Origin of the sequence: Rhizobium sp. CCGE 510, assembly GCF_000292525.1 — a bacterium.
GTDB lineage: Bacteria > Pseudomonadota > Alphaproteobacteria > Rhizobiales > Rhizobiaceae > Rhizobium.
In genome coordinates this window covers 76412-103333 of record NZ_AEYF01000048.1, presented here as the reverse complement: position 1 = coordinate 103333, position 26922 = coordinate 76412, and the positions used below count along the sequence as shown (strand labels likewise).

The following is a 26922-nucleotide window of genomic DNA, read 5'->3' as shown; positions in this document are numbered from 1 at the left end:
CTCCCCTCAAACTCCCCTCTCCCTGTGGAGCGGGTTAAGACCCGCCCGGCCTTTCGGGCCGGTAGACGGACGCTGCCGCGACTTTCTCAAATACGACGGAGAGGATGGACACCTTGCGCTACATCCTCATGCTTCGGGCATCCGCTCCAGGTGTCCATCCTCTCCTGCGGTGCGCTCGCCGTCTCATCGTTCGCATGTCATCGATGCCCGTTCCCTTCGGTCACGCACATCCCGACAGCTCGCGACGACGGCTCGCTTCAGCATCACAAACCAACTGCTCTGGCCACCGCGCTGTTCCTCCTGCGCGGATCACATGCCAAGCCTGTGATCGCTGTTGCTTTGTCTGACGACTCGCAACAGCATTGGCGCCTCGGTCACGGCGTCCAGACCAGTTGGTTTGTGATGCCCCCCCCAGGATAGGCTAATGGTATACCATTAGCCGTTTCGCCCGAGGGGCGATTGTCATCGAGACGCTATGGATGCCGGATCCCGGCCTTCCTTTGCACGGAGGAGAGGAAAGCTGCCAAGATGCTCGGCTCGCTATCTCAAACGCGATGTCGGCAGATGGGTGAATCAGCGTCTGGGTGATTGCGCGATGAGAGCAATGAGCGATACTCCGGATCGGTGAACATGCAACTGCGGCGACACTCCACCGGAACGAAGGCAAGGTATGGCATACTCTTGAATATCTCTCAATTGAGATACATATATGCGTGAACGTTGAGATCAGGAGAAACGGCGATGGCCGCACATACATCCATGCTGCACATTAGAGTAGACGACAAGCTCAAGGCCGACGCCACTGAAACGCTCGCCAATTTCGGCTTGTCCGTTTCGGACGCCGTGCGGATCTTCCTCACCCGCGTCGCCAAGGAGGGCGGATTGCCGGCCGGCCTGACGAGCGACCCGGAAGCCCACGACGAATGGTTCCGTGCCAAGGTGCGCGAGGCTCTGGCCGATACTCGGCCAGGCGTGCCGCATCGGCAGGTCATGGATGAGGCACAAGCATTGATCGACAGGAAGCGCCGTGCCCGAGCTTGAATGGTCGGAAGCAGCTCGAGCCGATCTGCTGGCGATTGTCGATTACATCTCAGACGACAATCCCGACGCCGCGCAAAGGTTGAAAGATGATATCGAGACCAAAGCCGCGAAGCTGCCGGAGCATCCCCGACTTTACCGGTCCGGTCGGGTCGAAGGTACGCGGGAAATGATTGTGCGAGCAAACTACATCGTTGTGTACACGGAAGATCCCTACACGGTCCGCGTCCAGCGTGTGCTGCACGCCGCCGACAATGGCCACCACAAAATTGAGAAAATTTACCCGGAATCGCCTCTCGGAGGCAGCTTTCCCACGGCGCATTGCCGACGACGAGTTATTACCCCCGACAAAAGAACGAACGTGGAGTGTGCCGTGACAGATCAGAACATCTCGTGGGAGCAGGACGGAATCGACTCCGGCTGGTTCTTCGCAAAAGGGGTCGGCTCGGTGAGAAGCAGTGCCAGCTACCGCCCTGGCGGATGGTGGTTCCTCGCGGAATGGCTGCCCGACACTGAAGAGCATGATATCGGTCCCTTCAAAACCAAAGCAACCGCGATAGCCGAAGCGGAGCGCCTTGCCGTCAGCGGCGATGGCGCAAAAACCAATCACTGATCACGTTTGCTAACGCCTTACGGTTTTAAATGGCTTGGTCGGAATTGGAGCTGATGCGAAATGAATGTTACGAAAATCATCGCCGCAATAGAGCGCGTTATTGAAAGCGCGACTCCAGGACCATGGTAAGGTCGTGGATCTAAGGGTTCCGAAAGTTATGGCGGTGGATGCGTTGCGACGACAACACCCTACCAGGATATAAATTTCAAAGCGATCGCCGACGTTAGATCGCACTCGTCGGAAGCCGCTGAAAATCGCGAATTTATCGCTGCTTGCAATCCTGAAAATATCGCCGCTCTTATCTCTGCCTATAGGGAATTGGAGAAAAAACTGGCGACCGATGGCTTGTCTTTAGCGACGTAATCACAACAGTTTTTGCCCTTCGGCTTGGCGGATGGCTCAGAGCCCATGTCCGGGGTCTCAACAAACCCTTCGGCGAACATCCGAACTGCAGATGGCGGATTTCAATCGAGCCACAACGGGCGAGGCTCCAGCCTTGTCAAAATCGTCGTCAATTACCTCTCATCAGGAGGCGTGCTTTTGCGCGGGCGTAGATTACAGCGTGCAAAACACTTTGCAGACAAACGGAACGCACGGGCGTGGGCAGTCGGTCCCGCCTCCCTGCCGGCCGCTATGCTGAGGCTCCTGCGGCTGCCCTTGTTCCGCCCTTAGCGTGGCGAGAATTCCCGAAATCCGCCTGACGGCGCCGCTATGCTGATTTCTCCGATACTCTTATTGTTTGATTGGAACCCGCCTGCGGGCGGGTTGCCCCATTATCCCTGATCGCTGCCGGCAACCATACGATCGGGACTGCCAGATGATTCGCATCTCACTCTATTAAAGGCGAAAATCAGTCAGTTTAACCCCGCCTCCTGGCTGGTACGGAAAGAGCTCAGCTTGCTCAGGAGGTCCTGAGAGATCTCGAATTGCCGCGCCGTCCCCCGGCCCATGGAGTTCTTCCCCATCGTCTCCACCAGCATTCCCCGCTTTACCAAAAGGTCGACCGTCTCCTTCACACCGCTGCGTGTCAGCTCCGTAATCTCAATTATATTAGAGAGGGTTAGCTTCTGATGGGCCTGAGTCATCGTATAGAGGATCGTCATCATGCCGATCTGCTTCAGCCTCGCCTGCGGGGTCTCGTCCTCCAGCGGATGGTCGAGGATCTCATGGAGAATGAGTCCCGAGAAGGCAAGGTTGTGCCATTGCGTTTTAATCGCGCTTGTCATGTCATTTAACTATGTTATATACGACAGTATGAATGCGGGCAGGCAGATTGGGTCTCCCGAAACGCAATAGGGCGCCATCGTCTCGAAGGATCCTGTTCATGAAAAGCCTTCTCCTGAATTCACTGCTTACGGTCTGCTTCGTTGCGCCACCCTATCTTATTTTCGGCAGCAAAGCGCTGGCCGAGGATTGGGGATGCCAGGTTATCCTATGCCTTTCCAATCCCGGCGGGCCGACGCAATATGCCGAATGCCGGCCGCCGATCCAGAAGCTGTGGCGGGAGCTTGCCGAGGGGCATGTGTTCCCCAAATGCAGTGGCGTCGGTTTTCAGAGTTCGCGGCCGGGCTATGAACCCTATTATTGCGATGCGGGGTACAAGCTCACGACTGATAGCGGTCGCGGCGGTCGGCAAGCAACCTGCGTGTCGACATCGCCGCAGCCGGTGAGCAACAGCCTCTGCTGGGATGGGAACGACGATACTTCCCGCGACAATTCGGTCCTGTCGCCACATTGGCAGCGCGTGGACGGGCGCCGCCAATGCACGGGCTTCCCGATAAGCCGTCCGAATGTGCGATCGCAGCCGCACTATGTCGATGTCACCATCGACGGCGCCGGTAAACAGCGCGTTTGGTATTGACCGATGGGTGCTGCATTCGTCGAAATCGCGCAAACCTGTGCGCCGATGGTTCAGGTGCAGACGCTGGCCGGCGTTGTCAGCCTCGAAAGCCGGTTTCAGCCCTTCGCCATCCGCATCAACACGGGCCCGCCGCTGGCCACCCAACCCGCATCGAAGGCCGAGGCGATCGAGGTTGCCACGTCCCTGATTGCCGATCGCCAGGATATCCAGATCGGCCTTGGCGGTATTGGCATCGAGCACCTTCAGAAACTGAAGCTATCCGTCGCCGACGCCTTCGATCCCTGCCGGAACCTCAAGGCCACGGCCACGCTTCTCGACGGATACTACCGCGCCGCATTACGCGCGGGGGACCCGGCTCAGGCCGAAAGGGTGATGCTCCAGTCCTATTATGGCCGCGATGATCCATCCCTCGGCGCCATGGTCAAATATGACGAGCAGGTACGCCAGGAAGCAAAGCAGTTATCGCCGACGCTTGCCTCGCTCACCATTGGCGAACGCGGTGACCAGGCCGGGTCTGGCGGGCAGCCACAGGATGAGGTGGTACCAGCACTTCCCGAACCGCCTTTACAACCCTCCCAAACCGTCGAGGCTCCATCCTGGGATGTGTTCAGCTCAGGGCGGCAATCCTCGGTTCTCGTTTTCCAGAATGATCGATCGGAGCAAAGTGAATGATCTCCAAAGCCCCTCTTCGCCCCCTTGCCGCATCCACGCTCATGGCGGCCGCCATTGTCATCTGCCTGGTCGAGCCAGCCTTCGCCCAGGCCGCCGGTATCGAAACCGTTTTGCAGAACATCGTCGACATGCTGACCGGCAATATCGCCCGCCTACTGGCGGTCATCGCCGTCATCATCATCTGCATCGCCTGGATGTTTGGCTACATGGATTTGAGGCGGGCCGGCTTCTGGATTATCGGGATCGGCGGCATTTTCGGCGCCACCGAGCTGGTCAACACCATCGTTGGGAATTGAGCGCTATGGCGAGCATTCCGAGTCTCGAAGACGACACGCTGTTTCTCGCCTGCACGCGCCCGGCAATGATCGCTGGCGTGACGATGGAGGCGATGGGCGTCAACATCATGCTGACGACCATCCTCTATATCACTGCGGGATCGATCGCCTACGCGCTGGTCGGGATCGTCTTCCATGTCCTGTTTCGCGCGCTCGTCAAGCACGACCACAATATGTTTCGGATCCTGATTGCGTGGATCGAAACCCGTGGCCGCTCCCGCAATGCCGCCTATTGGGGCGGCGCCACGCTATCGCCTCTGACGCTCACCCGGCGCTATGACGAAAGGGATCTCAGCTTTGTCTAACATTGCGACGCTCCGGTCGCGCGAGCTCGGGCCGGAGACCTTCATTCCCTATGTCAGGCATGTCGACGAGACGACCATTGCGCTCGAATCCCGAGCGTTGATGACAATGATCGCTCTCGACGGCGTTTCCTTCGAAACATCAGACGTCAGAGACCTCAACGGCCTGCACCGCAGCCTGAACACGCTCTATCGCAATATCGCCGACGAGCGGCTGGCGCTCTGGACGCATGTGGTACGCCGCCGCGACAATGCCTATCCCGAGGGACACTTCGCCAATCCCTTTTCCGCCGGTCTGAATGCGCGATATCGCGAGCGGATGGTGAGGGAGGACCTGTTTCGCAACGATCTCTACCTCACCCTTGTCTGGCATCCCGGCCGGGATCCGGCCGAAATGGCAGCCAAGCTTCTCTCCCGGCTGCGCAAGGCGCGTCGATCCGATACCGAGCTTGACGGGCAGGCTCTGAAGCATCTGCGTGACCGCGTGGCGGATGTCGTCGCCGGCCTGCAGCGCTTCGAGCCGCGGCTGCTCACCCTCCACGAACAGGACGGCATCCTTTTCTCCGAGCTGAGCGAAGTGCTCCACCAGATCGTCGGCGGCCGGCGGGAACCGATCCCGTTGACGGAGGGACAAATTTCCTCGGTGATCTATTCCGACCGGGTGATTTTCGGGCGCGAGACCGTCGAGATCCGTCACGAGGCCGACAGCCGCTATGCCGGCATATTCGGCTTCAAGGAATATCCGGCGACCACGCGCAGCGGCATGCTCGATCCTATCCTGACCGCACCTTTCGAGCTCATCCTGACGCAGTCCTTCGCCTTCACCTCAAAGCCCGATGCCCGAACAATCATGGGCCGCAAGCAGAACCAGATGGTCAGCGCCGGCGACAAGGCGGCTTCGCAGATCGAGGAACTCGGCGAGGCGATGGACGATCTCGAATCCAATCGCTTCGTTCTCGGAGAGCATCACCTTGCACTTGCCGTCTTCGCGCCCTCGGACAAGGAACTGACCGATCACATGGCGAAGGCGCGCGCCTACCTCACCAGCGGCGGCGCTGTCGTCGCCCGCGAGGATCTCGGTCTCGAGGCCGCCTGGTGGGCGCAATTGCCGGGCAATTTCCGCTATCGCGCGCGCTCGGGAGCGATCACGTCGCGCAACTTCGCAGCCCTTGCTCCCTATCACTCCTATCCGACAGGTCAGAAGGACGGCAACGAGTGGGGACCGGCCGTCGCCATGCTCAAGACCGCGTCCGGCTCCCCCTTCTATTTCAACTTTCACCACGGCGACCTCGGCAACACTTTCGTCTGCGGCCCGTCGGGTGCGGGCAAGACAGTGCTGTTGAACTTCATGCTGTCGCAGCTCGAAAAGCACGATCCGCATATGGTCTTTTTCGACAAGGACCGCGGCGCGGATCTCTTCGTACGCGCGGCCGGCGGTACTTATCTGCCGCTGAGGAATGGTGTCGCCACCGGCTGCGCGCCGTTGAAAGCACTGGAATTCACTGCGGAAAACAAAGTATTCCTCACCAGTTGGATCGCCAAGCTTGTCCGATCCGGATCTGGCGAATTATCGATCACCGAGTTGCGCGACATCGCCTCGGCGATCGACGGGGTGGCGGACCTGCCGGTGGAGCGTCGCTCCATCGGCGCCCTGCGCACCTTCCTCAACAACACCGATCCCGAGGGCATTGCCGCACGTCTCCGACGGTGGGAGAGAGGCGGGCCGCTTGGTTGGGTCTTCGACAACGAAGCCGACGATATCGGCATCGGCGCCAGGTTCATCGGCTACGACATGACCGATTTCCTCGACAACGAGGAGATCCGCACGCCGTTGATGGCGTACCTGTTCTATCGAATCGAGCAACTGATCGACGGGCGTCGCATCATCATCGTCATCGACGAGTTCTGGAAGGCGCTGCAGGACGAAGGTTTTCGTGATCTCGCCCAGAACAAGCTCAAGACGATCCGCAAGCAGAACGGTCTCATGCTGTTTGCGACTCAGAGCCCGCGCGACGCCATCGTATCGCCGATCGCCCACACGATCATCGAGCAGTGCCCGACCCAGATCTTTCTTCCGAACCCGCGCGGCGACCGCGCCGACTATGTCGACGGCTTCAAGCTGACCGAGCGCGAATTCGAGCTCGTCTCGCGCGAGCTCTCCGTCGAGAGCCGCCGATTCATCGTCAAGCAGGGGCACAACAGCGTCGTCGCCGAACTGAACCTCAACGGCTTCGACGACGAACTCGCCATCCTCTCCGGCCGGACGGCCAATATCGAGCTTGCCGATGCTATCCGTTTGGAGATCGGCGGGGGACCGGAGGACTGGCTCACCTTGTTTCACCAGAGAAGGAAGACAGCATGATCCGCACAGGAACGACGCGGCACTTGTTTGTATCAGTCGCTTTTTTAGCGTCGGCGGTGCTGGCGTCGGCCCAGGGCATTCCCGTCATCGATCAGACATCGATCGCCAAGCATATCGAGAGCATCACGCAGCTGAAGTCCCAGCTCGACGCCTTGAACCAGCAGCTCCAGCAGGCCCAGCAGCTCTATGGCTCGCTGAACAAGATCACCAACATGGCTGACGTCGCCAACCTGCTGAACGATCCGTCGATCCGCAAGGCGCTTCCGCAGGACTTCAACGCGATCGAGGGGCTGTTCAAAGGTTCTGGCAGCGGCGTCTTCGGCAGTTCCGCTTCGAAATTCCTACAGGACAACTCCAGCTATCGCACCGAAGCCGACGATTTCTATGCGCAGGAGCTGTCGCGCATCCAGAACCAGAATGCCGGGCAGATGAGTATCGGCCAGCAGATCTACGATGCAGCGACCAAGCGCATCGACGGCATCGATGAACTTCGCCAGAAAATCTCCGATGCGGCCGACGCCAAGGACATCGCCGATCTTCAGGCCCGCCTCCAGGCCGAGACCGCCTTCCTGCAAACCGACGTCCTGCGCATGCAGGGCCTGCAGATGGTCCAGCAGGCCCAGGTGCAGGTCGACGACCAACGCAAGGCTGAGGACTGGCGCAAGCGCATGGACACGATGGGAGCGGCGCTCAAATGAGGTGGTTTCTTTCCGGCACGGCCATGCTTTTTCTGGCGGCCTGCTCCCCACAGGCGGATAAGATTTACACCGTCGATGAGCTCATGGCGGACGATGCTCTGCTCGCTAGGATTATCGGCGAATGCCGTAACAATCCCGGAGAACTCCGCGATACGCCCAATTGCCGCAACGCCGAGGCAGCCGACGGCAAGCTGCGGCTGGAGCGGATGGGCAAATCGTTGGGAGGCTGACGATGTATCAGGTCTTCAGCTTCGTCGACGGACAGTTCAAGACACCGCTGGAAAACTTCATTTCCTCCGGCACCTCAAATATCGCCAGCTGGGTCAGCGGCCCGCTGACGGCCGCACTCACGCTTTATGTCGTGCTCTACGGCTATCTCGTTCTTCGCGGCTCCGTGCAGGAACCGATCCTCGAATTCGCCTTCCGAGCGATAAAGCTCGCCATCATCGTCATGCTGGTCAGGAATGCCGGCGACTATCAGACCTATGTCACCAACATCTTCTTCGATGCGTTGCCAAGGGAGATCTCGCAGGCGCTGAACTCCGGCGCAGCGCCGAGCGCCTCCACATTCGACAGCCTGCTTGATAAGGGCCAGAAATGCGCCAAAGAGATATGGTCGCGGGGCTCCTGGCCTATCGATATCGTCACCGGCGTGGGCGGCCTACTGGTTATCGGCGCAAGCTTTCTTGTCGCGGCGATCGGTTATATAGTTTCGCTCTATGCCCGGCTGGCGCTTGCCATCGTGCTGGCCATCGGTCCGATCTTCATCGCGCTCGCCATGTTCCAGTCGACCCGCCGGTTCACGGAATCCTGGATCGGCCAGCTCGTCAATTTCGTCATCCTTCAGGTCCTGGTCGTTGCCATCGGCTCGCTGCTGATCACCTGCATCGACACGACGTTTACGGCGATCGAAAGCTATAGCGACGTGCTGATGCGGCCGATCGCGCTCTGCGCCATCTGCGTTGCCGCTCTCTACGTCTTCTACCAACTGCCCGGCATTGCTTCGGCTCTTGCGGCGGGCGGGGCGTCGCTCACCTACGGCTACGGCGCCGCCCGCGATGCGCATGAAAGCACGCTCGCCTGGGCTACATCCCACACAGTCAGAGCGGTCGGCCGCGGCGCGCGTTCCGTTGGCCGCCGCCTGACGCCAGGCCGGACCGAATGACGGCCACCAACGCTTCAGACAATTGAACAGGTTTTAGGGATGCTCCGTATCGTTTTATCGTTTTTGCTGACCGCCGGTCTCGTAGGCTGCGGTTCGATTTCCCACCCGCTGCCCGAATGTGACGGTTATTCCCGCCGGCCGCTGAACCGCGCCATGTGGCAGTGGAAGGACAGTGGAGGCGAGCAGCCGGCGACCGGGGCCGTTCCCGCTGAGCCGACAAGCCACGCTGCCTCCTATGTGCCGCAACCATCTTCAATCACACCGGCCGCCTTCGCACGGTTCGATGTCGCTGGTTCCTACCGTCCATGCGAGGGCGGGTGACATGGTGACCACGGATAACCTCAAAAGTTACTTCGACAAGGCCCGCCGGTTCGATCAGGATCGGATGATCCAGGTCGAGCGCTCCGCCCGCATCGCCTGGTTCGTCGCTGTTTGCGCCAGCATCCTTGCCGGCGTCTCGGTATTTGCCATTGCCGGCCTCACGCCTCTGAAAACCGTCGAGCCCTTCGTCGTGCGTGTCGACAATTCCACAGGCATTGTTGACGTGGTCTCGGCGCTGACATCCACCGCCGGCACCTACGACGAGGCCGTCACCAAATATTTCGCGGCCAAATATGTCCGCGCCCGCGAGGGCTACGTCTGGAGCGAGGGCGAGGAGAATTTCCGCACCGTCGCCTTGCTGTCGACGCAGCCGGAACAGACTCGATTTGCCGCAGTCTACCGCGGCAGCAATCCCGATTCCCCGCAGAACATTTATGGCCGCAGCGCCACGTCGCGGATCAACATTGTTTCCATCTCGCTGATCAACGCCAATGTGGCATCCGTCCGCTATATGAGGACCGTGACCCGCGGTGACGAGGTGCGCACCACGCACTGGGTTGCGACCCTAACCTTCTCCTATGCCAACGCTCCGATGTCCTCGACCGACCGGCTGACCAATCCGCTCGGCTTCGTCGTCAGCGAATATCGCGCCGATCCGGAGGCCATCAATTGAGACCGCACTTTCTCCTTCCGCTCATCCTGGCCACCGGGTTTTCGTCTGCAGCGCTCGCCCTCGAGACGCCACGCGGCGCCGCGCAGGACAGCCGCATCCGTTTCGTCGACTACCAGCCCTATAACATCACCAAAGTCGTCGGCACGCTGCGGTCTTCGGTGCAAATCGAATTCGCCGCCGACGAGGAAGTCGCTAATGTGGCGCTTGGCAACAGCGTTGCTTGGGAAGTGGCGCCGGCCGGCAACATCCTGTTCCTGAAGCCCAGGGAAAATCAGCCGGTGACGAATATCTCAGTCGTGACGACACGACGGGACGGCTCGACCCGCAGCTATCAGATGGAACTCACCGTCCGCGACGGCAGCGTCGAAGCCGGTCAGAACACCTATTTCTATGTGAAATACCGCTACCCCACGGACGAAGCGGAGCGGCGCCGGCAGGACGCAGCTGTCCGCGCGCAGGCGGCGCAGGCCAGCGAGGCCGATCGCGTGCTTGCCTTTCACGAAGCCTATGGACCGCGCAATTGGCGTTATTCGGCGCAGGGATCCCAGGCGCTCGAACCGCAAGCGGTCTATGACAACGGCAAGGTCACCACCTTCGCCTTTGCCGGCAATCAGGAAATGCCGGCGATCTATATGGAAAACTCCGACGGCAGCGAAAGCCTGGTTCCGAAGTCCGTCGACGGCAATCTCGTCCTCGTTCACGCGATCAGCCGCAAGTTCATACTGCGCCGGGGCGACGACGTGCTTTGCGTCTTCAACGAAGCCTACGATCGCGTCGGCATCAATCCCGAGACCAACACGACGTCACCATCGGTCGAGCGCGTCGTCAAAGTGCCGCCGGGCGCGGCGCAATAGGAGGTGACATGGCCGAGGAAGAGATTACCCAGATCCCGGGCGAGCGGGCCAAGACGTCGACCGGCGGCCGGCTCGACAACAACCCGATCCTCAAACGCGGCGCTGTCGCCTTGGCGATCGTCGTCTTTGTCGCCTTCGCTCTCTGGTCGATGCGAGGGCAGGACAAACCGTCAGACGGTGCCCAGCCGGAGCGCGTTGTCATCCGGCAGACATCGGATTTCGAACCGGCGAAGGAGCCGCAGCCGGTGGCGACACCGACGCAGGTCCAGCTCCCGACGCCTGTCGCCGCCGAGCAGGCGCCGACCGACGGCGACAAGCTGCTCGATGCTGCCCGCCGTGCGCCGGTCATCGCCTATGGCGGCGAGAAATCGCCGGCAACGCGGCGGCAGGATCAGGGCGAGGCGTCGGATCAGGCCTCGAATTACGTGCCGCTCGGCGCCAATCCCGGCGGCTTCGCCTCGCAGGGCGAAAATGAGGACCAGCGCTTCAACCGCCTGCTGACGCCGACGCAATTGCAGGGATCGCGCGCCGGCACGCTGGGCAATCGTGATTTCATCGTCGCCATGGGGACATCCATTCCTTGCGTTCTCGAGACCGCGCTCTCCTCCGATCAGCCGGGGTTCACGAGCTGCGTCATCAACCGGGACGTTCTCTCAGATAACGGCCGCGTGGTGTTGATGGAAAAAGGCACGCAGATTGTCGGTGAATATCGCGGCGGCATTCGGCGTGGACAAAAGCGTCTGTTCGTACTTTGGAACCGAGCGAAGACGCCGAAAGGCGTGATTATCACTCTGGCATCGCCGGCAACCGATGCGCTTGGCCGGACCGGCATCGATGGTTATGTCGATACCCATTGGTGGGAGCGGTTCGGCAGCGCAATGCTCTTGTCGATCGTCGGGGATGCCAGTTCCTATGCCAGCAGCCGGCTGCAGGACAGCGACGTCGAAGCGCAAAACACCACCAGCGCCGGTCAGCAGGCCGCGGCGATCGCCGTCGAGCAATCGATCAACATTCCGCCGACGCTCATGAAACATCAGGGCGAGCTGGTTTCGATCTTCGTCGCCCGCGACCTCGATTTCTCCAGCGTCTACCGGCTTCGTGTGACCGAGCCCCGCAACCGCATCTACGACCGTGCTGTCCTTGGGGATTTCAGCCCCTCCTCGAAGCTCGTGACAAAATAGGTTCGGCAATGACTGAAGCTGCCGTCTCCGGCGTCGTGCGCGAACTGCTTTCGCCACTATCACGCTTCCTACGCGACAAGACGCTCTATGAGGTCATCGTCAACCGGCCGGGACAGGTCGTCACGGAGGGTAGGGACGGATGGCAGACCTATGAGATGCCCGAACTTTCGTTCGACCGGCTGATGCGTCTCGCCCGCGCCGTCGCGAGCTTCTCCGATCAATCGATCGACGAGACGCGGCCGATCCTGTCGGCGACCCTGCCGGATGATGAGCGGATCCAGATCATCATCCCGCCGGCAACGACGAAGGGAACCGTCAGCATCACCATCCGCAAGCCGTCCTCCGTGTCGCTGACCCTTGAGGATCTCGATCATGGAGGATTGTTCGCCGACGTTTTGCGGGTCGACGGCGACGGGAGCCGATCGGACCAAAGGCTGTTGGAATACTATCGCATTGGCGCCTACAAAGCGTTTCTCCGGGAGGCGGTGTTTGCAAGAAAGAACATCATCATCTCCGGCGCCACCGGGTCGGGAAAAACAACTCTATCGAAAGCGCTGATCCGCCACATTCCGCAAAGCGAGCGGATTATTTCGATCGAAGACACTCCCGAGCTGGTGGTCCCGCAGCCCAACCATGTTCGGCTCCTTTACTCCAAAGGCGGGCAGGGGCTCGCCAAGGTCGGCGCGAAGGACCTGCTCGAATCCTGCCTGCGCATGCGGCCCGACCGCATTTTGCTGCAGGAGCTGCGGGACGGGACGGCATTCTACTACATCCGCAATGTCAACTCCGGCCATCCTGGCTCCATCACCACGGTCCATGCCGACTCGGCCCGCCTCGCCTTTGAGCAGCTGACTTTGCTGGTCAAGGAGTCGGAGGGTGGTGGGGACCTCGAACGGCACGACATCCGCGAGATGTTGACGATCGCGGTCGACATCATCATCCAATGCAAGCGGATCGACGGCCGGTTTCGGGTGAGCGAGATCTACTATCGAGACGCCGCGACTGACCTCGGCCGCTCTTCGTCGGATCGAGCTTAACGGGTTGCGTCCGGGCCTCTAACAATTCTGTCGGTCCCGACCGTCAGTCCAATTGTGCGGCCTTCTCACGCAGGACCACTGAAAACGCGCGGAGCCCCTGATGGTCCAGTGCATCAATGAATTCGTGAACCGCCGGCACCGTCTTCCGTAAATTCAACCGGGCGCGCCTGATGCTGTCGATCAATGCGCTCGAAAAGGCGGAATGGAGGCCCACGAGGAAATTGTCTGGCGATACGCAGGCCACCCCATGAGGCCGAAGGTCCGCGGCTGGGAAATCCTTGAGATTCCACGTGACAATCACAGAAGCCTTTCCGGCGATGGCTGCAGCTAAAACATGACGATCATCCGGATCCGGTAGCGAGAGGTCGGGGATGAGAATTCGGTGGTTGCCGACATCGGCATCGGGCAAAACTTCCTTGATCCGATCACGGGTCGCTTCCAGACGGGAGAAGGGTATCTCGGGTGAGCCGATGGCCAGATTGCGAATCCACTCGGCGTGGATGTCGTCGGTCCAGCGTGCGTCGACGAGACCGTCGAAAGCACACTGGACCAAGACATTACGCAAATGGAAAGGGTAGAGGACGCAGGCATCATAGACCGCGACAGGCGGCTTAGAGGCCATGATTGACGATCAGATCCTCTGTGTCCTCGGCCAGCGCGTCGAGGCTTTTCTGGCGAGCATCGAGCTTGGCCTTGAGCGCGAGAACATCCTTCAACTTGGCTCGGCGGTGCTTGCCGACATAGCGGAAGGGCAGATCGCCGCGATCCATGCGCAGCACCACGAGAGGACGTGAGATGCCGAGGATGGTGGAGGCGTCGGTCGGGCTCAATTCCTGATCTTCCGTGAGCACGGCAACACGCTTGCCGCGCAACAGATGATCGAGGAGTGCTTCGACAGGCGCGAGAGCCGAGGCTGGGAGAGAAAGGGTTTGAAGTTGTCCACCTTCACGGCGAATCCGTAGTTCCAGTTGGTCGCCCTCCGCCAGATTTGGCATAGGCGCGACGGCCTTGCGGTCGCGATCCGACAATTTGGTAAATTGAAGAACATGGCTGGTCATGGCGAACACCTCTGACCATGTATATAGGGCAAGTCGCTCATAACTGCAATAACTGAAATATCCTCCGCGTTCCATCTCCGATTTCTGGGTGCCATAGGAGCGCGCGGCGAACAAGCTCGACCCGCCAACTTGAAGCGTGGGTTACCCGCCAACGGCAAGCGCTCCGCTTTCGATGTGATCGTGCAATGCAAAGGGGGCCGCCTCACCAACTATGCAGAAAAATAGGGCCGCTGGAAAACCAGGGCCCATCAAGGTGTGAAGGTCAATAACCTCCAGAGGGGAACAGCTGATACGATGGCACTGAGAGGAAAACCATCGACTGCATCAACTGGAGGCAATATGCTCATATTTTGACCGCTTGGTAAAACATTTTTTGTGCAGTGCAGCTATGCAGAAATGGCAGAGAGTTCTCTGGGCCGATTTGATCGGTATAGCTTCACGCAGTCACGCCCGCGCGATGGCCATCCTTTTTGGGGCGCCTACGTCGCTGACCAAGGAAGCTAGTGTGGATCATGGCAGCCGCGGCATTTCGCCGTCGGCCACACGCCAGATCCACGGCGTCATCTCGGCTCTCGCGGCGATCATCTCATTCAGGGCAACCTCATAGGCTTCGTCGGCCGTTGTCGGAACAATGAACATGGCGATCGGCGCTGGCCGTGCCTCCGGTAAGGTCGCGGAGGCAATCGGCTGGTCGCGCGAAAGATCGAACCGCAGTCCTTTGACGCTCCTTCGCTTCAGGCTGGAGAGCCGCTCCAGGAGGCGCTGTTCATGGATGGTTTCGAACGGGATCCAGTTCTCGTTGACTACCGTCAGCGCCATTTCCTCGACCGAAGCGATCCCCGCTCCGGAAATGCCGAACGTGGCGATGACGACAAGATGAAACTCCTCGTTGGATCGCCACAGCTCCAGTTCGGTTTCATACCGGGCGTTCAACCGCTTCCACGCACCCTCATCGAGCATGAACGGGAAGGGCAGGTGGCGCACCAGTAACTTCTGGCCGTCGCGTGCCGACGCAAACTCCTTCACCTCTCCGACGGTCATCATCAGTTTCCGTGGACCGGGAGCGGTTGCCTGGGCGCCGGCCAACATCGCTGCGCGCCTGGCGGAAATCCCTTCCTTGTCCTCCTGATGAAACACCTCCGGGACGAAAAGGATGTCGCTCAGCGGACCGCCACGGACAATCATCTGTCGCGCGGCGCTCAGCAGGCTGCTGCGGACGCGCCCCCAGCCGCGTCTCCCGGCCCAGAGTGACGTCCACTCAGTCAGTTCCCCTGTCTCCCAGAGATAATGGAGCATGGCCTTGAGCGACAACTTTTTGGGGTTGCTTCGCACCGTTTCCGACGGCTCCGAGGACGAGGCTGAAGCCGATCGGTTCCCTCGTTTCGACAGCGAGAAATCGAGTTTCAGCACAGCCGCGCCCGTCGCTGCGTCGATCTGGATGGCATTGCCGATCAATGGACCAAGACCCGACAGCTCATATGGCGGTTCGTAGGATGGGCATCCGGGATCGTGATCTCGTCCTGAAAGCGGCATCCGTTTGATCAGGAACTGGCCATCCATCCGGGCGATATACATCGGTACCGGTGCTTCCCTACACCTGCAAAGTGGTCTGAGCTTCTGTTCGTAGGCGCGTTCGAGATGCGCCTGAAAGTCTGGGGAGCTTTCATCGAACGCCTGGTTGCCAATCAAAAACTGTCGCACATTGTCCCTCGCTTGCCTGCAAAGCTGATCAAGCCGCATAGGAAGGCGTATCATAGGTGCGGCGGATTATACTATAGAAAATTCGTTAGTATAAGGGGCGCTTGTCGGAACTCTGCTCTACGGTACTCTCCAACCCTGAAGTTTCGGCGCTAGCGATCATGATAATTAGAAGTCATCAGCATGATAATTGGGAGTCATCAGATCGAAAATCTGGCGGCGGCAATATGGAGCTTTGTTCCAACCGCGAGTAGCGCTGCGGCGAAAGTCGGGAGTTCTGCGACAAAAGCCAAGGAACAAAACGCGAAATCATGATACAGCTCAGGCGAGAGCGCAGACTTATGTAAGGCAGGATGCGGCGATGCTGAAGACCGATACCCGGCAAGCGAATTGGCGTCGTGCCAATCCGGGCAAATACGATGCTCACCTCGCTGTGCAACGAGCCGTGAAGGCAGGCGAGCTGGAAAAGCAGACGTGTGAGGTTTGCGGGGTCGAAGCGGTCGATGCCCATCATGATCAATACGACGAGCCTTTAAGGGTGCGGTGGTTATGCCGACGGCATCACACGAGACTTCACCACTACGGGGAAGACATGTTTCCGATCAGGAATGCACTTTAGAAGCTCGACCAAACTGATCTGGCACACCGTCGTCACGAAAGCTGCGTCCTTCGTTCTACACGGCCCAGTAATGGCCGACGCCCGAAGGCTAACCTTTCAGTGCCGCAGGCCCGACCGCTACCGGAGCAGGGGGCCGGCCGGCGATTGGGTTGCCCGCGCGCTCGAGGACCACCTCAATTGGATGCGACCATCAATCTGCTTCGACTGGCGATGTCATCGCAGACATGAGACGGACGGGGACGCCGGCCGAGCTCTCGACAAAATTGGCGAACCGATGTCGCGGGCCGAAGTGCTCATATCTATGACGCCAAGGCTGTTGTTTTCGCCGTTCAGCGCGCTGCTGAAACTCCGGCCATGATCGACGCCTTTCCCCTCTGAAGCCGTGGCGCACCCACGCAGCCCTCGATGGATCTGGTGTGACCGAAGGACGCCGTTCGTCTCGATAGACATCCCGCAACGGCCTTCCGCAACTTTCTTCCCCTGCGAACTGCGTTCGCATTCCTCGCGACCCAAGAAAGCCGCTCCCGGCCGCCCTCCACTTCGTTCCGGCCCGAAGGTGCGGTGTCGATCGCCGCCGGTCCATACACCGCCATCGAGGCCGCGATGGGCGCGGCTCGAACAAACTGGAAGGAACGAAATCATGGCAGTCATCGGCGAATTCACCACCAACGGCAACAACTCCATCGTCGGCAACGTCCGCACGCTCACCGTCAGCATGAAGGCGCGCCTGAACCCCATCGAACGCGTCTCGCGCGACGCCCCGGACTTCCGCATCACCGCCGGCAACGGCGTCGAGGTCGGGGCAGGCTGGAAGGCAATCTCCAACGACGGCGAGGAATACATCTCCGTCAAGCTGGACGACCCGAGCTTCAACGCCCCGATCACCGCAGCACTTTGGCCGAGCGAGAAGGAGGGGGAATACGCCCTCATCTGGAACCGCCCGAAGCGGGAGGCCTGATCCCAGCCCAAGGAGCTCCGCCACAGGGCGGGGCTCTCATTCTTCCCTACGAACAGCCGACAACGGGCATCGAGCCCGTTGCTGGCTTTTCTGGTGCCATACGAGAGGGGAAGTGTGCTCAGTCCGTCCGAGGGTGCCATGGCGAAATGAAGGCCTCAAGGACGAGCGGTTCCCCCAATTTTGCCTCCGCTCCGGTTCCCTCCGCTCCGACAAAATCGGCTCCCCCACTCGCCGGCTCCGCCGGTTGCTCCGCAATCCTTGACCCCTCCATCCCGCCATGACCGGGACGCTCGTCTTTCACAACGTCAAGGAGACGACAATGACCACTTGCATCGACGAAATCATCGAACTGCTGGGCGCAGAGCTGCGGAATGCCGATCCTGCCGAGCGCCGCCAGATCGAGAGCGAGCTCGAACTGGCGCTGGCCGAACGCGAGGTGATCTGGGCCGAACAGGATGGCCGCATCGACGCCGAGCCTCCGTTCTGACGGAGGCTTCTTGCCGCATTCGCGAGCCTGGCGGCCGGATCGACCGGCCGCCAGGCTGTCAGGGATTTCATCCCTCGACACTCCCGCCGGCTCGCGCCGGAAACGGTCGCGGTCCCTCCGGGCCCGCGGGTCTCTTCTCTTTCTTCCGTCCTATTTTACTCCAGCAAATCCGGCGTCAAGGACGGCGCGGTCTCCCCCAATTTTTCCGCCGCTGCGCTTCTCAGAAAAATCGGTTCCCCCGCTTGCGAGCCGCGTTCCGCGGTCCCTGACCCCTCTTTGCTACAGAGTGGCCGATCTCCGTCATCAACGAAGGAGATCACATCATGAAAACCGATCAGAACCTCATGCTCTACACCAAGCTTGCCGGCTTCCGGCTCGTCGTCCTCGCAGATCGCTTCGGCTGCGACAGCGAATTCTCGCGAGAGCTTCATGATCGTCTGGTTGAAGGACTTGAAGCGGCGATTGCGCGGATCCAGGTCATCATGGAATTGGAGCGAAGCGTTTTCGCCGGCGAAGATGAGTTCGCCGCCTATCGGCTTGAAGGTGAGACCGAGATTTTCAATCGACTCAGCATCAATCTGCTGAGTACGCTCGAATTCGATTTCGACTCGTTTGAATACCGCATCAATGGCAGCAGCTGGATCATCGTGGTGGCGGCGGATGATGACGGTGTCGAAGCCGACTATCCGGAACTGATCGCGCTGTCCGAGGAGGAGCTCGGCTCGCTGGCGCCGATCATAAAGAACATCACGCAGGAAACGGGAATTCCGGTCCACGCAGTACGCGCCATCTAATCCTTTGCATAAAGCAGCTCAGATACTGAGAGGTGGCGGGCTGCCGCCTCTCGAATGGCAGCCTCCTGCGAAACCGCCAAAAGACGCGATTTGCAGCATTGTTGGAAATGCTGTATATAACAGTAAATGCAGCAATAGAGGACCACCAATGCCCAGGTCAAGCGGATCCTATTCTACCAGCGATCTCTCCCGCAAATCCGGAGACATCATCGCGGAGGCCCTGCGCCATCCGGTGACCATCACCCAGCGTAACAAGCCGCGTCTCGTCCTCCTTAACATCGAGGATTATCAGCGGCTGATGAAACAATCCGACCGTCGATCCGCCGGCACGATCGAGACCATGCCGGATGAATTCTTCGCTGAATTCGAAAACGCCGTTGAGACCTATGCTGGTGAGGATGAGGCAAGTCGGTAGTGAGCAATGATCTGATCCAGACCGCAAGCGTCATACGCTATCCCTACCTGTGGGCGCGGGAGGCCGAGCGCGGAGAGACGGAAGGGCGCAAGGAGCGGCCGGTCGCGGTCGGCGTAAGAATGCCGCGGCCGGACGGGGATCTGGTTCTCTTCTTTCCCATCACCACCAAGCAGCCGGGGGCGTCGCGCTTTGCTGTAGAAGTGCCTGTGATCGAAAAGCGCCGCGCCGGCCTTCGATGCCGATCGCAGACTTTGGATCATCTTCGATGAATTCAACACCGACATCGTCGGCAATTCATTCTATCTCGAGCTCGAGCCGCCGTCCGGCCGCTTCAGCAAGGCCTTCTTCCTGCCGCTGCTGCGCGAATTCATCAGCCGCCGCAAGTCGGCCACGGAAGTCAGCCGATTCCGCTGATCTGCGGCGACAAGGGTACGGTGTCGCATTGATCCTCAAGTAATCGACTTGACGAAGCGGTTTGCCTTGGCGGCCGCATCCATATCCTTGCGACGGAAGTAGATCGCGCGTCCGCAGCGGATCGGGCTGTGGCCCTGCACGACGATGATCTGCTCGTCCTTGCGCATCGACTGGGTGATTTCATGCGGCATGATCAGCGGCCGCCGCTGGAAACTGATGCTCTCGGATTTCCGCGTGCCACCGGTCCGGTTGTCCCAACCGAGGTTGCGTGAACTGCCTTTGACCTCGACGGTCATCTCGCCGCATTGGGCCGAGACGGAGCGGGCGGTGTCGAGCGCCTTGATCGCGGCATAGCTCGCGAAGGCGCAGCCCTCGATCCATGAGGTCGCGCCGTCTTTTCCGAAATGCCGTTCCAGCTGGCCAACCGATTGATACATCATCATCATCGATATTCCATACTTGCGGCCGCGGTCTCGCGCTTCCTCCAGCACGCGCATGTAGCCAAGAAGATCGACCTCATCCAACATGAACAGCGCCCGGCGCCGGAAGGCGCCGTCGGCCTGCATCATGGCATTGATCAGCGAACCGATGATGACGCGGCCGATTCCGGGATAGGAGCGCAGGATGGGTGCCGGGATGTTCAGAAAGACGTCTTTCCTGCCGCTGACGATATCGCGCGACTTGAAGGTTTTGCCGCAGACCAGAGCGGCATAATTGTCGAGGGAGAGCCACTGCGTATCTTTCGATGCCGTGGAATAGACGCCGCTGAAGGTCTGCTCGGTCATGTTGGTGAAGACGCCAAGCGTTTCGCGGATGAAGTCCGATTGCGAGTTTTCCTGGATGTCACGCAGCATGGCGAGCACCGAGGGCTCGGGCTCGGAAACGATCTCCCGCAAGCTTCGCAGGTTCCGCCGCCCGGCATATTCCGGTGACAGCATGACGTGTGCCAGAAGCCCGGTCAGTAGATTGTGCGCCTGGCTCTGGAAATAGGAGCCTGTCGAGGATTCGAAGCGCACGCTTTCCGACAGCAGCATATGCGCGATGCCAACAATATCCTCCTCCTTTTGGCTCGACGTCTCGATTCCGTCGAGCACGTTGAAGCCCGTGGTTGGGTTTGTGGGATCGAGCACCATGACCTCCCGCCCGAGCGCATTGGTGCGGTGCTCGAGGACCATGGGCGCGACCTCAGTGGAAGGATCGAGGCAGATCATGGGCCCGGTATAACGCAGCGCCGTCGGCACGACGTTGCTGGTCGTTTTGTATCCGCCCGATCCCGCGAAAAACAGCATATGGGTGGAATCGAAGTCCTGTCTGTAGGTGAGCAATGGCGCCTTCCCGCCCTGTCCCCATGTGCTGCGATCGTTTGCATCGAAGGGAAGCTCATGGACGATTTCCTTGTCGACCCGATAGCGCTCACCGACCACGATTTCCCCATCCGGCGGAAACAGTTTTCTCGCTGCCGCCATGGACAACCAATCGGCATCTCCAAATATTCCACGCCGGGCACGTTTGATTTCATCTGGCACGACGACGGAGATGCGGGCGGACACCGCCACTGCCATGAAGCCGGCGACGGCGGCGATGACTGCGACCATATCAAGATAGGACAGCGCTCGATCCCACGAAACGACCCGGGCCTGCACTGGCGGTGCAAGCCGGCCGAATTCGCGCAGCGCATAGAAGGCGGCAACGCCGAGAAAACAGAAAAGACTTGCCATAGCGACCGGCCTTCGCCGATGCAGCGGCAAGGCCCACACTGTCAGAAGTCCGGCAAGAGGTCCGAACAGTAGAGGCGGCACAGGTGCTGCCCGCAGGAACCAATATTCCGTCTTTCCCGACATGCCGGCGGCGAGCCCCGGCCAACGCCAGCCAACAATGTAGATTGTGATGGTGGTGACGGCTATAGGCACCAAAACAAGTAACAGGCTCGGATGCGGTTTCCCTCTTAGGCCCATCTTTCCTTCTCCTCGAGATGCGATGAACCGTTCGTTAGCGAGGGAGCCTTGAAAGCCTCTTTGCCGATATAGCCTAGCCGCCGATGCTCGATGGAGCCTGGGACGAGCCTTGCCATCTCCATCAGGCCGCCGAGCAGGAACGCCCGATCTGCCTTCGATAGCCCGGCTTTGCTGACGATCCCTCCGAGCAGGATCTTCTCGCGCGTGTCGCGCTTGCGCTCAGCCGTCATTTGGAACCTGCTCCTGCGCTGCAGCGCCGCTATCTGCTGGTCGACGCGTTTGAGAAGCGGGGCCAGTGGCGCCTTTCTTTTCCCCTTTGCGAAATCGCGCGGCGATCTCCTCGACGATCCGATCGACCTCGTCGTCGGCAATCTCCATTTCCGCCAGCCCGGACTTCGTTGCGGCGCGGGCAAAACGCTCCGCCGATTTAACGATCAGCAGGCGTTTGCGTTCGCGCAACTTGTCGATCTGGGCGTCGAGATCGGAAATCGATGATTTGGTGGCCATGTCCGGCTCCTTTTCCGTTTTGATGTCGAAGGTGCGATTATACTAACTAGAATAAAATAGTAAAATGCGCTACTGTGCAACCGGAAAAGCGGCATCGGCCCTACGGTCCGATCGGTTTGAGGGCGCAATATACGTCGCTGCCGCGACGTGCTTGGAAGGTCTGGAGACGTCAGTGGCGATCATGTTCGTCAGAGCGCAGGTGATCAGCAGAGGAGCCGGACGTAGTATTGTTTCGGCCGCCGCCTATCGGCACCGCGCCCGGATGATGGACGAACTGGCCGGCACCTCGTTCAGCTATCGGGGCGGGGCGGGCGAACTGATGCATGAGGAGGTGGCGCTGCCGGATGAGATCCCGGATTGGCTGCGGTCGGCGATATCGGGCCAGTCCGTCAGCAAGGCCAGCGAAGTGTTTTGGAATGCCGTTGACGCCTTCGAGACGCGGGCAGATGCACAGCTTGCCCGCGAACTGATCATCGCACTGCCGGAGGAGCTGACACGGGCGGAGAATATCGCGCTGGTGCGCGAATTCGTCCGCGACACTCTGACGTCGAAAGGGCTGATTGCCGACTGGGTTTATCACGACAAGGACGGCAATCCGCACATCCATCTGATGACGACGCTGCGGCCGCTGACGGAGGAGGGGTTCGGGGCGAAGAAAGTGGCCGTTCTGGGAGAGGGTGGCAAGCCGCTGCGTGTCGTCACGCCGGACCGCCCAACCGGCAAGATCGTCTATAAAGTCTGGGCGGGCGACAAGGAAACAATGAAGGCGTGGAAGATTGCCTGGGCGGAGGCGGCCAATCGGCACCTGGCCCTTGCCGGCCATGACATCCACCTCGACGGCCGGTCTTATGCCGAACAAGGCCTTGACGGCATCGCGCAAAAACATCTCGGACCGGAAAAGGCGGCACTGGCCAGAAAGGGCAAGGAGCTCTACTTCGCGCCGGCCGATCTCGCCAGGCGCCAGGAGATGGCCGACCGGCTGCTGGCCGAGCCGGAGCTTCTGCTGAAGCAGCTCGGCAATGAACGCTCCACCTTCGACGAGAGAGATATTGCCCGGGCGCTGCTCCGCACTGTCGATGATCCCACCGATTTTGCCAACATCCGTGCCCGGCTGATGGCGTCGGACCAGTTGGTCATACTGAAGCCGCAGGAGATCGAAGCAGAGACAGGGAAGGTGTCCGAGCCTGCCGTGTTCACCACACGGGAGATGCTGCGCATCGAATACGACATGGCGCAGTCGGCGCGGGTTTTGTCGGAGCGTCGCGGCTTCGGTGTTTCCGGGCGGAATGTGGAAGCGGCGATGGAACGCGTCGAGAGCAGCGATCCCAAAACTCCGTTCCGGCTCGATGCTGAGCAGGTCGATGCTGTGCGTCATGTCACCGGTGACAGCGGCATTGCCGCCGTCGTCGGCCTTGCCGGCGCCGGCAAATCGACGCTGCTTGCTGCCGCACGTGTTGCGTGGGAAAGCCAAGGTCGCCGGGTGATGGGCGCTGCCCTTGCCGGCAAGGCGGCGGAAGGACTGCAAGACAGTTCCGGCATCCGGTCGCGGACACTTGCCTCCTGGGAACTGGCCTGGGCCAATGGACGCGAGACGCTGCACCGCGGCGACGTGGTGGTGATCGATGAGGCCGGCATGGTGGCCTCGCAGCAGATGGCCCGTGTGCTGAAGATTGCCGAGGAGGCTGAGGCGAAGGTCGTGCTGGTCGGCGATGCGATGCAACTGCAGCCGATCCAGGCCGGTGCCGCCTTCCGGGCAATTACCGAACGCATCGGCTTTGCCGAGCTTGCCGGCGTGCGCCGCCAGCGCGAGGCGTGGGCACGCGATGCCTCGCGGCTGTTTGCCCGCGGCGAGGTCGAGAAGGGCCTCGACGCCTATGCCCGGCATGGCCATCTGGTCGAGGCAGGGACACGCGAGGAAACGATCGATCGGATCGTCTCCGACTGGGCGGTTGTGCGCAGAGAGGCGATAGAGCGATCAACGTCTGAGGGCCGCGATGGTCGCCTTCGCGGTGATGAACTGCTGGTGCTCGCCCACACCAACGACGATGTCCGCAAGCTGAACCAGGCGCTGCGTGGGGTGATGACGCAAGAGGGAGCGCTCGGTGAAAGCCGCAGCTTCCGGAGCGAGCGCGGCGTACGGGAATTTGGGGCCGGCGACCGCATCATCTTCCTGGAGAACGCTCGCTTCCTCGAGCCGCGGGACAGACACGCCGGGCCACAATATGTGAAGAACGGCATGCTCGGCACCGTCGTCTCCACCGGCGACAAGCGCGACGAGGTTCTGCTGTCGGTGCGTCTGGACAATGGCAGCAAGGTCGTCTTCGGCGAGGACAGCTATCGCAATGTCGATCATGGCTATGCCGCAACGATCCACAAGTCGCAGGGCGCCACGGTCGATCGCACCTTCGTGCTGGCAACCGGGATGATGGACCAGCATCTGACCTATGTGTCGATGACGAGGCATCGCGACCGCGTCGATCTTTATGCGGCCAAAGAAGATTTTGCGGCAAAACCTGAATGGGGACGCAAGCCGCGTGTCGATCATGCCGCGGGTGTCACCGGCGAGCTTGTCGAAACCGGCGAAGCCAAATTCCGGCCTGATGACGAGGATGCCGACGACAGCCCTTATGCCGACGTCAGGGCGGACGACGGAACCGTCCATCGGCTTTGGGGCGTGAGCCTGCCGAAGGCACTCGAGGAGGCCGGCATCCAGGAAGGCGACACCGTGATGCTCAGAAAGGATGGTGTCGAGCGGGTCAAGGTCCAGATTGCCGTAGTCGACGAGAAGACAGGTCACAAGCATTACGAGGAGAGGGAGGTCGATCGCAACGTCTGGACAGCCAGTCAGGTCGAGACCGCTAGCGCACGACAGGAGCGCATCGAGCGGGAAAGTCATCGGCCGGAACTCTTCAATCCGCTCGTCGAACGCTTGTCGCGCTCCGGTGCCAAGACGACGACGCTCGATTTTGAGAGCGAGGCCAGTTACCGCGCACACGCGAACGACTTCGCCCGGCGCCGCGGGCTCGATCATCTCTCGCTTGCCGCAGCCGAGATGGAGGAAAGCCTTACCCGGCGCTGGGCGTGGATTGCCGAAAAGAGGGAGCAGGTGGCGAAGCTCTGGGAGAGGGCAAGCGTGGCGCTCGGCTTTGCCATCGAGCGGGAACGGCGGGTCGCCTACAATGAAGAACGGAGCCAGACGATGGTCGAAGCGACATCCAGTGACGCGCGAACTGCATCCCACTCCGTCTCGGGCGCAAGTGCTGCTGAAACACGCTATCTGATCCCGCCGGCCACGTCCTTTGTCAGCAGCGTCGAGGAGGATGCGCGGTTGGCGCAGCTTGCGTCGCCGGCCTGGACAGAGCGGGAGGTGATCCTGCGGCCGCTGCTGCAGAAGATCTACCGGGATCCGGATGCAGCGCTCGTCTCCCTGAATGCACTGGCGTCGGTTATCGGAGTCGCACCCCGCAGGCTCGCCGACGACCTTGCGGCAGCCCCTGGTCGGCTTGGCCGGCTGCGTGGCTCCGAGCTGATCGTCGACGGACGCGCGGCGCGTGAAGAGCGCAATCTCGCTGTCGCGGCCGTGAAGGAACTGCTTCCGATGGCCCGTGCCCATGCGACCGAGTTCCGCAGGAACGCCGAACGGTTCGAACTGCGCGAGCAGACGCGCCGCGCGCATATGTCATTGTCGATCCCGACGCTCTCCGAACGCGCCATGGCGCGTCTTGTGGAAATCGAGGCGGTGCGCAGCCAGGGCGGGGACGATGCCTACAAGACGGCCTTTGCGCTTACCGCCAAAGATCGATCGGTGGTGCAGGAGATCAAGGCGGTGAGCGAAGCTTTGACGGCCCGCTTTGGCTGGAGCGCATTTAGCGCGAAGGCGGATGTGATCGCTGAACGCAACATAGTCGAGCGCATGCCGGAGGACCTGACGGATGAACGGCGGGGAAAGCTGACCCCGCTGTTCGACGCCGTGCGGCGCTTTGCCGACGAGCAGCACCTCGCCGAACGTCGGGATCGTTCGAAGGTCGTCGCCGGCGCGAGTGCCGATTTGAGCAAAGAGCCAGGAAAGGAGGATGTCATGCCGCCCATGTTTGCCGCCGTCACCGAGTTCAAGGTCCCCGTCGACGACGAGGCGCGATCTCGTGCTCTTGCTTCGCCTCTCTATCGCCAGCGGCGCGCCGCGCTGGCCGAAGCGGCAGGCATGGTATGGCGGGATCCAGCCGACTTCGTCGATAAGGTCGAAGATTTGCTCGGGAAAGGTTTTGCCGCCGATCGCATCGCTGCCGCTGTGGCCAATGACCCGGCGGCCTACGCGGCCTTGCGCGGTTCCGACCGTCTCGTAGACCGGATGCTGGCCTCTGGCCGAGAGCGGAAAGAGGCGACGCGGACCGTGCCGGAAGCTGCAGCGCGTCTGCGCGCGCTCGGTGCGGCCTACCTCAATGCCCTCGATTCCGAACGCCAGGCTATCACGGACGAACGGCGGCGCATGGCGGTTGCCATTCCAGCTCTTTCGAAAGCTGCGGAAGAGGCGTTGGCGCACCTGACGGTCGAGGTGAGGAAGGACAGCAGGAAGCTGAGTGTTTCCGCCGCTTCCCTCGAGCAGGGCATTGGCCGGGAGTTTGCGGCCGTCAGCCGGGCGCTCGACGAGCGCTTTGGTCGCAATGCCCTCGTCCGAGGTGACAAGGATCTTGTCAACCGCGTGCCGCCACCGCAGCGCCGAGCTTTCGCGGCGATGCAGGAGCGGTTGAAGGTCCTGCAGCAGACTGTCCGTCTGCAGAGCAGTGAGCAGATCATAGCGGAGCGGCGCCAAAGGGCTGCTAGCCGCGCTCGCGGCATCAACCTCTGAGACTCGAAGAAAAGCGGGGTGACGAAATGGTTGGTAGATTGGAAAAGCACTACGACCTG

General features: G+C 60.6%; 28 protein-coding genes and 2 pseudogenes. 23 read left to right on the top strand and 7 right to left on the bottom strand.

The window, feature by feature from the left end; translation table 11 throughout:
* The first annotated feature begins 741 nt into the window (after positions 1–741).
* The 3 genes and pseudogenes from RCCGE510_RS28880 to RCCGE510_RS34910 all read left to right on the top strand — a co-directional run bounded on the left by RCCGE510_RS28880 (position 742) and on the right by RCCGE510_RS34910 (position 1651).
* Positions 742–1041, top strand: coding sequence for a type II toxin-antitoxin system RelB/DinJ family antitoxin (locus RCCGE510_RS28880; protein ID WP_007636195.1), 300 nt, complete (start codon positions 742–744; stop codon positions 1039–1041).
* Positions 1028–1311, top strand: a pseudogene (locus tag RCCGE510_RS34915) (type II toxin-antitoxin system RelE/ParE family toxin). Before RCCGE510_RS28880 ends, RCCGE510_RS34915 begins: the two are co-directional and overlap by 14 nt.
* 100 nt (positions 1312–1411) lie before the next feature.
* Positions 1412–1651 (top strand): hypothetical protein, encoded by a 240-nt coding sequence (locus RCCGE510_RS34910; RefSeq protein WP_037080298.1) that lies wholly within the window; start codon positions 1412–1414, stop codon positions 1649–1651.
* 854 nt (positions 1652–2505) lie between these two features.
* Here the strand turns inward: RCCGE510_RS34910 and RCCGE510_RS28865 are convergent.
* Positions 2506–2877, bottom strand: a complete 372-nt coding sequence (locus RCCGE510_RS28865) for a hypothetical protein (protein ID WP_007636193.1) — start codon at positions 2875–2877, stop codon at positions 2506–2508.
* A 98-nt stretch (positions 2878–2975) separates the two neighbouring features.
* Between RCCGE510_RS28865 and RCCGE510_RS28860 the strand changes: the two genes are divergently transcribed.
* From RCCGE510_RS28860 to virB11, 13 genes are read left to right on the top strand one after another with little or no spacing between them, the layout of a single operon-like run.
* A complete protein-coding gene (locus tag RCCGE510_RS28860) occupies positions 2976–3512 on the top strand; it encodes a hypothetical protein (RefSeq protein ID WP_007636192.1) in 537 nt (178 codons plus the stop codon).
* A gap of 3 nt (positions 3513–3515) precedes the next feature.
* Positions 3516–4184 (top strand): transglycosylase SLT domain-containing protein, encoded by a 669-nt coding sequence (locus RCCGE510_RS28855; RefSeq protein WP_007636191.1) that lies wholly within the window; start codon positions 3516–3518, stop codon positions 4182–4184.
* Complete coding sequence (locus tag RCCGE510_RS28850; RefSeq protein ID WP_007636189.1) at positions 4181–4480, top strand: TrbC/VirB2 family protein; 300 nt, start codon at positions 4181–4183, stop codon at positions 4478–4480. Before RCCGE510_RS28855 ends, RCCGE510_RS28850 begins: the two co-directional genes overlap by 4 nt.
* Before the next feature lie 5 nt (positions 4481–4485).
* Positions 4486–4824 (top strand): type IV secretion system protein VirB3, encoded by a 339-nt coding sequence (locus RCCGE510_RS28845; RefSeq protein WP_007636187.1) that lies wholly within the window; start codon positions 4486–4488, stop codon positions 4822–4824.
* Positions 4817–7183, top strand: a complete 2367-nt coding sequence (locus tag RCCGE510_RS28840) for a VirB4 family type IV secretion system protein (protein WP_007636185.1) — start codon at positions 4817–4819, stop codon at positions 7181–7183. Before RCCGE510_RS28845 ends, RCCGE510_RS28840 begins: the two co-directional genes overlap by 8 nt.
* A complete protein-coding gene (gene virB5 / locus RCCGE510_RS28835) occupies positions 7180–7881 on the top strand; it encodes a P-type DNA transfer protein VirB5 (protein WP_007636183.1) in 702 nt (233 codons plus the stop codon). The genes RCCGE510_RS28840 and virB5 overlap by 4 nt, the downstream gene beginning before the upstream one ends.
* Positions 7878–8111 (top strand): EexN family lipoprotein, encoded by a 234-nt coding sequence (locus RCCGE510_RS28830; protein WP_007636178.1) that lies wholly within the window; start codon positions 7878–7880, stop codon positions 8109–8111. Before virB5 ends, RCCGE510_RS28830 begins: the two co-directional genes overlap by 4 nt.
* Positions 8112–8113: 2 nt before the next feature.
* On the top strand, positions 8114–9046 hold the full coding sequence (locus RCCGE510_RS28825) for a type IV secretion system protein (RefSeq protein ID WP_007636177.1): 933 nt from the start codon (positions 8114–8116) through the stop codon (positions 9044–9046).
* A 39-nt stretch (positions 9047–9085) separates the two neighbouring features.
* Positions 9086–9367: a hypothetical protein gene (locus RCCGE510_RS35740; protein ID WP_081525799.1), complete on the top strand. Its 282-nt coding sequence runs from the start codon at positions 9086–9088 to the stop codon at positions 9365–9367.
* Between the two features lies 1 nt (position 9368).
* A complete protein-coding gene (locus tag RCCGE510_RS28820; RefSeq protein WP_007636176.1) occupies positions 9369–10040 on the top strand; it encodes a virB8 family protein in 672 nt (223 codons plus the stop codon).
* A complete protein-coding gene (virB9, locus tag RCCGE510_RS28815) occupies positions 10037–10894 on the top strand; it encodes a P-type conjugative transfer protein VirB9 (protein ID WP_007636174.1) in 858 nt (285 codons plus the stop codon). Before RCCGE510_RS28820 ends, virB9 begins: the two co-directional genes overlap by 4 nt.
* A gap of 8 nt (positions 10895–10902) precedes the next feature.
* Positions 10903–12075 (top strand): type IV secretion system protein VirB10, encoded by a 1173-nt coding sequence (virB10, locus tag RCCGE510_RS28810; RefSeq protein ID WP_007636166.1) that lies wholly within the window; start codon positions 10903–10905, stop codon positions 12073–12075.
* Between the two features lie 8 nt (positions 12076–12083).
* Entirely contained in the window at positions 12084–13112 is a 1029-nt protein-coding gene (gene virB11, locus RCCGE510_RS28805) for a P-type DNA transfer ATPase VirB11 (protein WP_007636165.1), read from the top strand.
* Positions 13113–13155: 43 nt separating this feature from the next.
* Here virB11 and RCCGE510_RS28800 read toward each other — a convergent pair whose 3' ends face one another.
* The 3 genes from RCCGE510_RS28800 to RCCGE510_RS28790 all read right to left on the bottom strand — a co-directional run bounded on the left by RCCGE510_RS28800 (position 13156) and on the right by RCCGE510_RS28790 (position 15871).
* On the bottom strand, positions 13156–13734 hold the full coding sequence (locus RCCGE510_RS28800; RefSeq protein WP_007636163.1) for a PIN domain-containing protein: 579 nt from the start codon (positions 13732–13734) through the stop codon (positions 13156–13158).
* Positions 13724–14245, bottom strand: coding sequence for an excisionase (locus tag RCCGE510_RS28795; RefSeq protein ID WP_037080293.1), 522 nt, complete (start codon positions 14243–14245; stop codon positions 13724–13726). The genes RCCGE510_RS28800 and RCCGE510_RS28795 overlap by 11 nt, the downstream gene beginning before the upstream one ends.
* A 435-nt stretch (positions 14246–14680) precedes the next feature.
* A complete protein-coding gene (locus RCCGE510_RS28790; protein ID WP_007636159.1) occupies positions 14681–15871 on the bottom strand; it encodes a DUF1173 domain-containing protein in 1191 nt (396 codons plus the stop codon).
* Between the two features lie 358 nt (positions 15872–16229).
* Here RCCGE510_RS28790 and RCCGE510_RS33930 point away from each other — a divergent pair, with 358 nt between their 5' ends.
* The 6 genes and pseudogenes from RCCGE510_RS33930 (at position 16230) to RCCGE510_RS28755 (ending at position 19555) form a co-directional block, all read left to right on the top strand.
* Positions 16230–16487, top strand: a complete 258-nt coding sequence (locus RCCGE510_RS33930) for a hypothetical protein (RefSeq protein ID WP_037080160.1) — start codon at positions 16230–16232, stop codon at positions 16485–16487.
* Between the two features lie 640 nt (positions 16488–17127).
* Positions 17128–17445: a DUF736 domain-containing protein gene (locus RCCGE510_RS28775; protein WP_007636154.1), complete on the top strand. Its 318-nt coding sequence runs from the start codon at positions 17128–17130 to the stop codon at positions 17443–17445.
* A 319-nt stretch (positions 17446–17764) separates the two neighbouring features.
* A complete protein-coding gene (locus tag RCCGE510_RS35310; RefSeq protein WP_164841435.1) occupies positions 17765–17932 on the top strand; it encodes a hypothetical protein in 168 nt (55 codons plus the stop codon).
* 323 nt (positions 17933–18255) lie between these two features.
* Positions 18256–18726: a hypothetical protein gene (locus RCCGE510_RS28765; RefSeq protein WP_007636152.1), complete on the top strand. Its 471-nt coding sequence runs from the start codon at positions 18256–18258 to the stop codon at positions 18724–18726.
* Between the two features lie 148 nt (positions 18727–18874).
* The gene (locus RCCGE510_RS28760) at positions 18875–19141 is read left to right on the top strand and encodes a type II toxin-antitoxin system prevent-host-death family antitoxin (protein WP_007636151.1); all 267 of its coding nucleotides are present in this window, start codon (positions 18875–18877) and stop codon (positions 19139–19141) included.
* Positions 19141–19555: pseudogene (locus tag RCCGE510_RS28755) on the top strand (hypothetical protein). Before RCCGE510_RS28760 ends, RCCGE510_RS28755 begins: the two are co-directional and overlap by 1 nt.
* A gap of 35 nt (positions 19556–19590) precedes the next feature.
* Here the strand turns inward: RCCGE510_RS28755 and traG are convergent.
* From traG to RCCGE510_RS28740, 3 genes are read right to left on the bottom strand one after another with little or no spacing between them, the layout of a single operon-like run.
* Positions 19591–21510: a Ti-type conjugative transfer system protein TraG gene (gene traG, locus RCCGE510_RS28750; protein ID WP_007636149.1), complete on the bottom strand. Its 1920-nt coding sequence runs from the start codon at positions 21508–21510 to the stop codon at positions 19591–19593.
* The gene (locus RCCGE510_RS28745) at positions 21501–21740 is read right to left on the bottom strand and encodes a conjugal transfer protein TraD (protein ID WP_007636148.1); all 240 of its coding nucleotides are present in this window, start codon (positions 21738–21740) and stop codon (positions 21501–21503) included. Before RCCGE510_RS28745 ends, traG begins: the two co-directional genes overlap by 10 nt.
* Entirely contained in the window at positions 21730–22017 is a 288-nt protein-coding gene (locus RCCGE510_RS28740) for a TraC family protein (protein ID WP_007636139.1), read from the bottom strand. Before RCCGE510_RS28740 ends, RCCGE510_RS28745 begins: the two co-directional genes overlap by 11 nt.
* Before the next feature lie 172 nt (positions 22018–22189).
* On the opposite strand from RCCGE510_RS28740, the gene traA reads away from it, so the two are divergent.
* Complete coding sequence (gene traA / locus RCCGE510_RS28735; protein ID WP_007636131.1) at positions 22190–26863, top strand: Ti-type conjugative transfer relaxase TraA; 4674 nt, start codon at positions 22190–22192, stop codon at positions 26861–26863.
* Positions 26864–26922 lie beyond the last annotated feature (59 nt).

Excerpts from the sequence above, each read along its gene's own strand:
- RCCGE510_RS28830 (WP_007636178.1), top strand. The coding sequence starts at position 7,878 with ATGAGGTGGTTTCTTTCCGGCACGGCCATGCTTTTTCTGGCGGCCTGC.
- RCCGE510_RS28845 (WP_007636187.1), top strand. The coding sequence starts at position 4,486 with ATGGCGAGCATTCCGAGTCTCGAAGACGACACGCTGTTTCTCGCCTGC.
- RCCGE510_RS35310 (WP_164841435.1), top strand. The coding sequence starts at position 17,765 with ATGACCACTTGCATCGACGAAATCATCGAACTGCTGGGCGCAGAGCTG.
- RCCGE510_RS28860 (WP_007636192.1), top strand. The coding sequence starts at position 2,976 with ATGAAAAGCCTTCTCCTGAATTCACTGCTTACGGTCTGCTTCGTTGCG.
- virB10 (WP_007636166.1), top strand. The coding sequence starts at position 10,903 with ATGGCCGAGGAAGAGATTACCCAGATCCCGGGCGAGCGGGCCAAGACG.
- RCCGE510_RS28820 (WP_007636176.1), top strand. The coding sequence starts at position 9,369 with ATGGTGACCACGGATAACCTCAAAAGTTACTTCGACAAGGCCCGCCGG.
- RCCGE510_RS28795 (WP_037080293.1), bottom strand. The coding sequence starts at position 14,245 with ATGGAACGCGGAGGATATTTCAGTTATTGCAGTTATGAGCGACTTGCC.
- traG (WP_007636149.1), bottom strand. The coding sequence starts at position 21,510 with ATGGGCCTAAGAGGGAAACCGCATCCGAGCCTGTTACTTGTTTTGGTG.
- RCCGE510_RS28865 (WP_007636193.1), bottom strand. The coding sequence starts at position 2,877 with ATGACAAGCGCGATTAAAACGCAATGGCACAACCTTGCCTTCTCGGGA.
- RCCGE510_RS28745 (WP_007636148.1), bottom strand. The coding sequence starts at position 21,740 with ATGACGGCTGAGCGCAAGCGCGACACGCGCGAGAAGATCCTGCTCGGA.
- RCCGE510_RS28760 (WP_007636151.1), top strand. The coding sequence starts at position 18,875 with ATGCCCAGGTCAAGCGGATCCTATTCTACCAGCGATCTCTCCCGCAAA.
- RCCGE510_RS28775 (WP_007636154.1), top strand. The coding sequence starts at position 17,128 with ATGGCAGTCATCGGCGAATTCACCACCAACGGCAACAACTCCATCGTC.
- RCCGE510_RS28850 (WP_007636189.1), top strand. The coding sequence starts at position 4,181 with ATGATCTCCAAAGCCCCTCTTCGCCCCCTTGCCGCATCCACGCTCATG.
- RCCGE510_RS28855 (WP_007636191.1), top strand. The coding sequence starts at position 3,516 with ATGGGTGCTGCATTCGTCGAAATCGCGCAAACCTGTGCGCCGATGGTT.
- RCCGE510_RS28765 (WP_007636152.1), top strand. The coding sequence starts at position 18,256 with ATGAAAACCGATCAGAACCTCATGCTCTACACCAAGCTTGCCGGCTTC.
- RCCGE510_RS33930 (WP_037080160.1), top strand. The coding sequence starts at position 16,230 with ATGCTGAAGACCGATACCCGGCAAGCGAATTGGCGTCGTGCCAATCCG.
- RCCGE510_RS28880 (WP_007636195.1), top strand. The coding sequence starts at position 742 with ATGGCCGCACATACATCCATGCTGCACATTAGAGTAGACGACAAGCTC.
- virB5 (WP_007636183.1), top strand. The coding sequence starts at position 7,180 with ATGATCCGCACAGGAACGACGCGGCACTTGTTTGTATCAGTCGCTTTT.
- RCCGE510_RS28825 (WP_007636177.1), top strand. The coding sequence starts at position 8,114 with ATGTATCAGGTCTTCAGCTTCGTCGACGGACAGTTCAAGACACCGCTG.
- RCCGE510_RS35740 (WP_081525799.1), top strand. The coding sequence starts at position 9,086 with ATGCTCCGTATCGTTTTATCGTTTTTGCTGACCGCCGGTCTCGTAGGC.
- RCCGE510_RS28800 (WP_007636163.1), bottom strand. The coding sequence starts at position 13,734 with ATGGCCTCTAAGCCGCCTGTCGCGGTCTATGATGCCTGCGTCCTCTAC.
- RCCGE510_RS28740 (WP_007636139.1), bottom strand. The coding sequence starts at position 22,017 with ATGGCCACCAAATCATCGATTTCCGATCTCGACGCCCAGATCGACAAG.
- virB11 (WP_007636165.1), top strand. The coding sequence starts at position 12,084 with ATGACTGAAGCTGCCGTCTCCGGCGTCGTGCGCGAACTGCTTTCGCCA.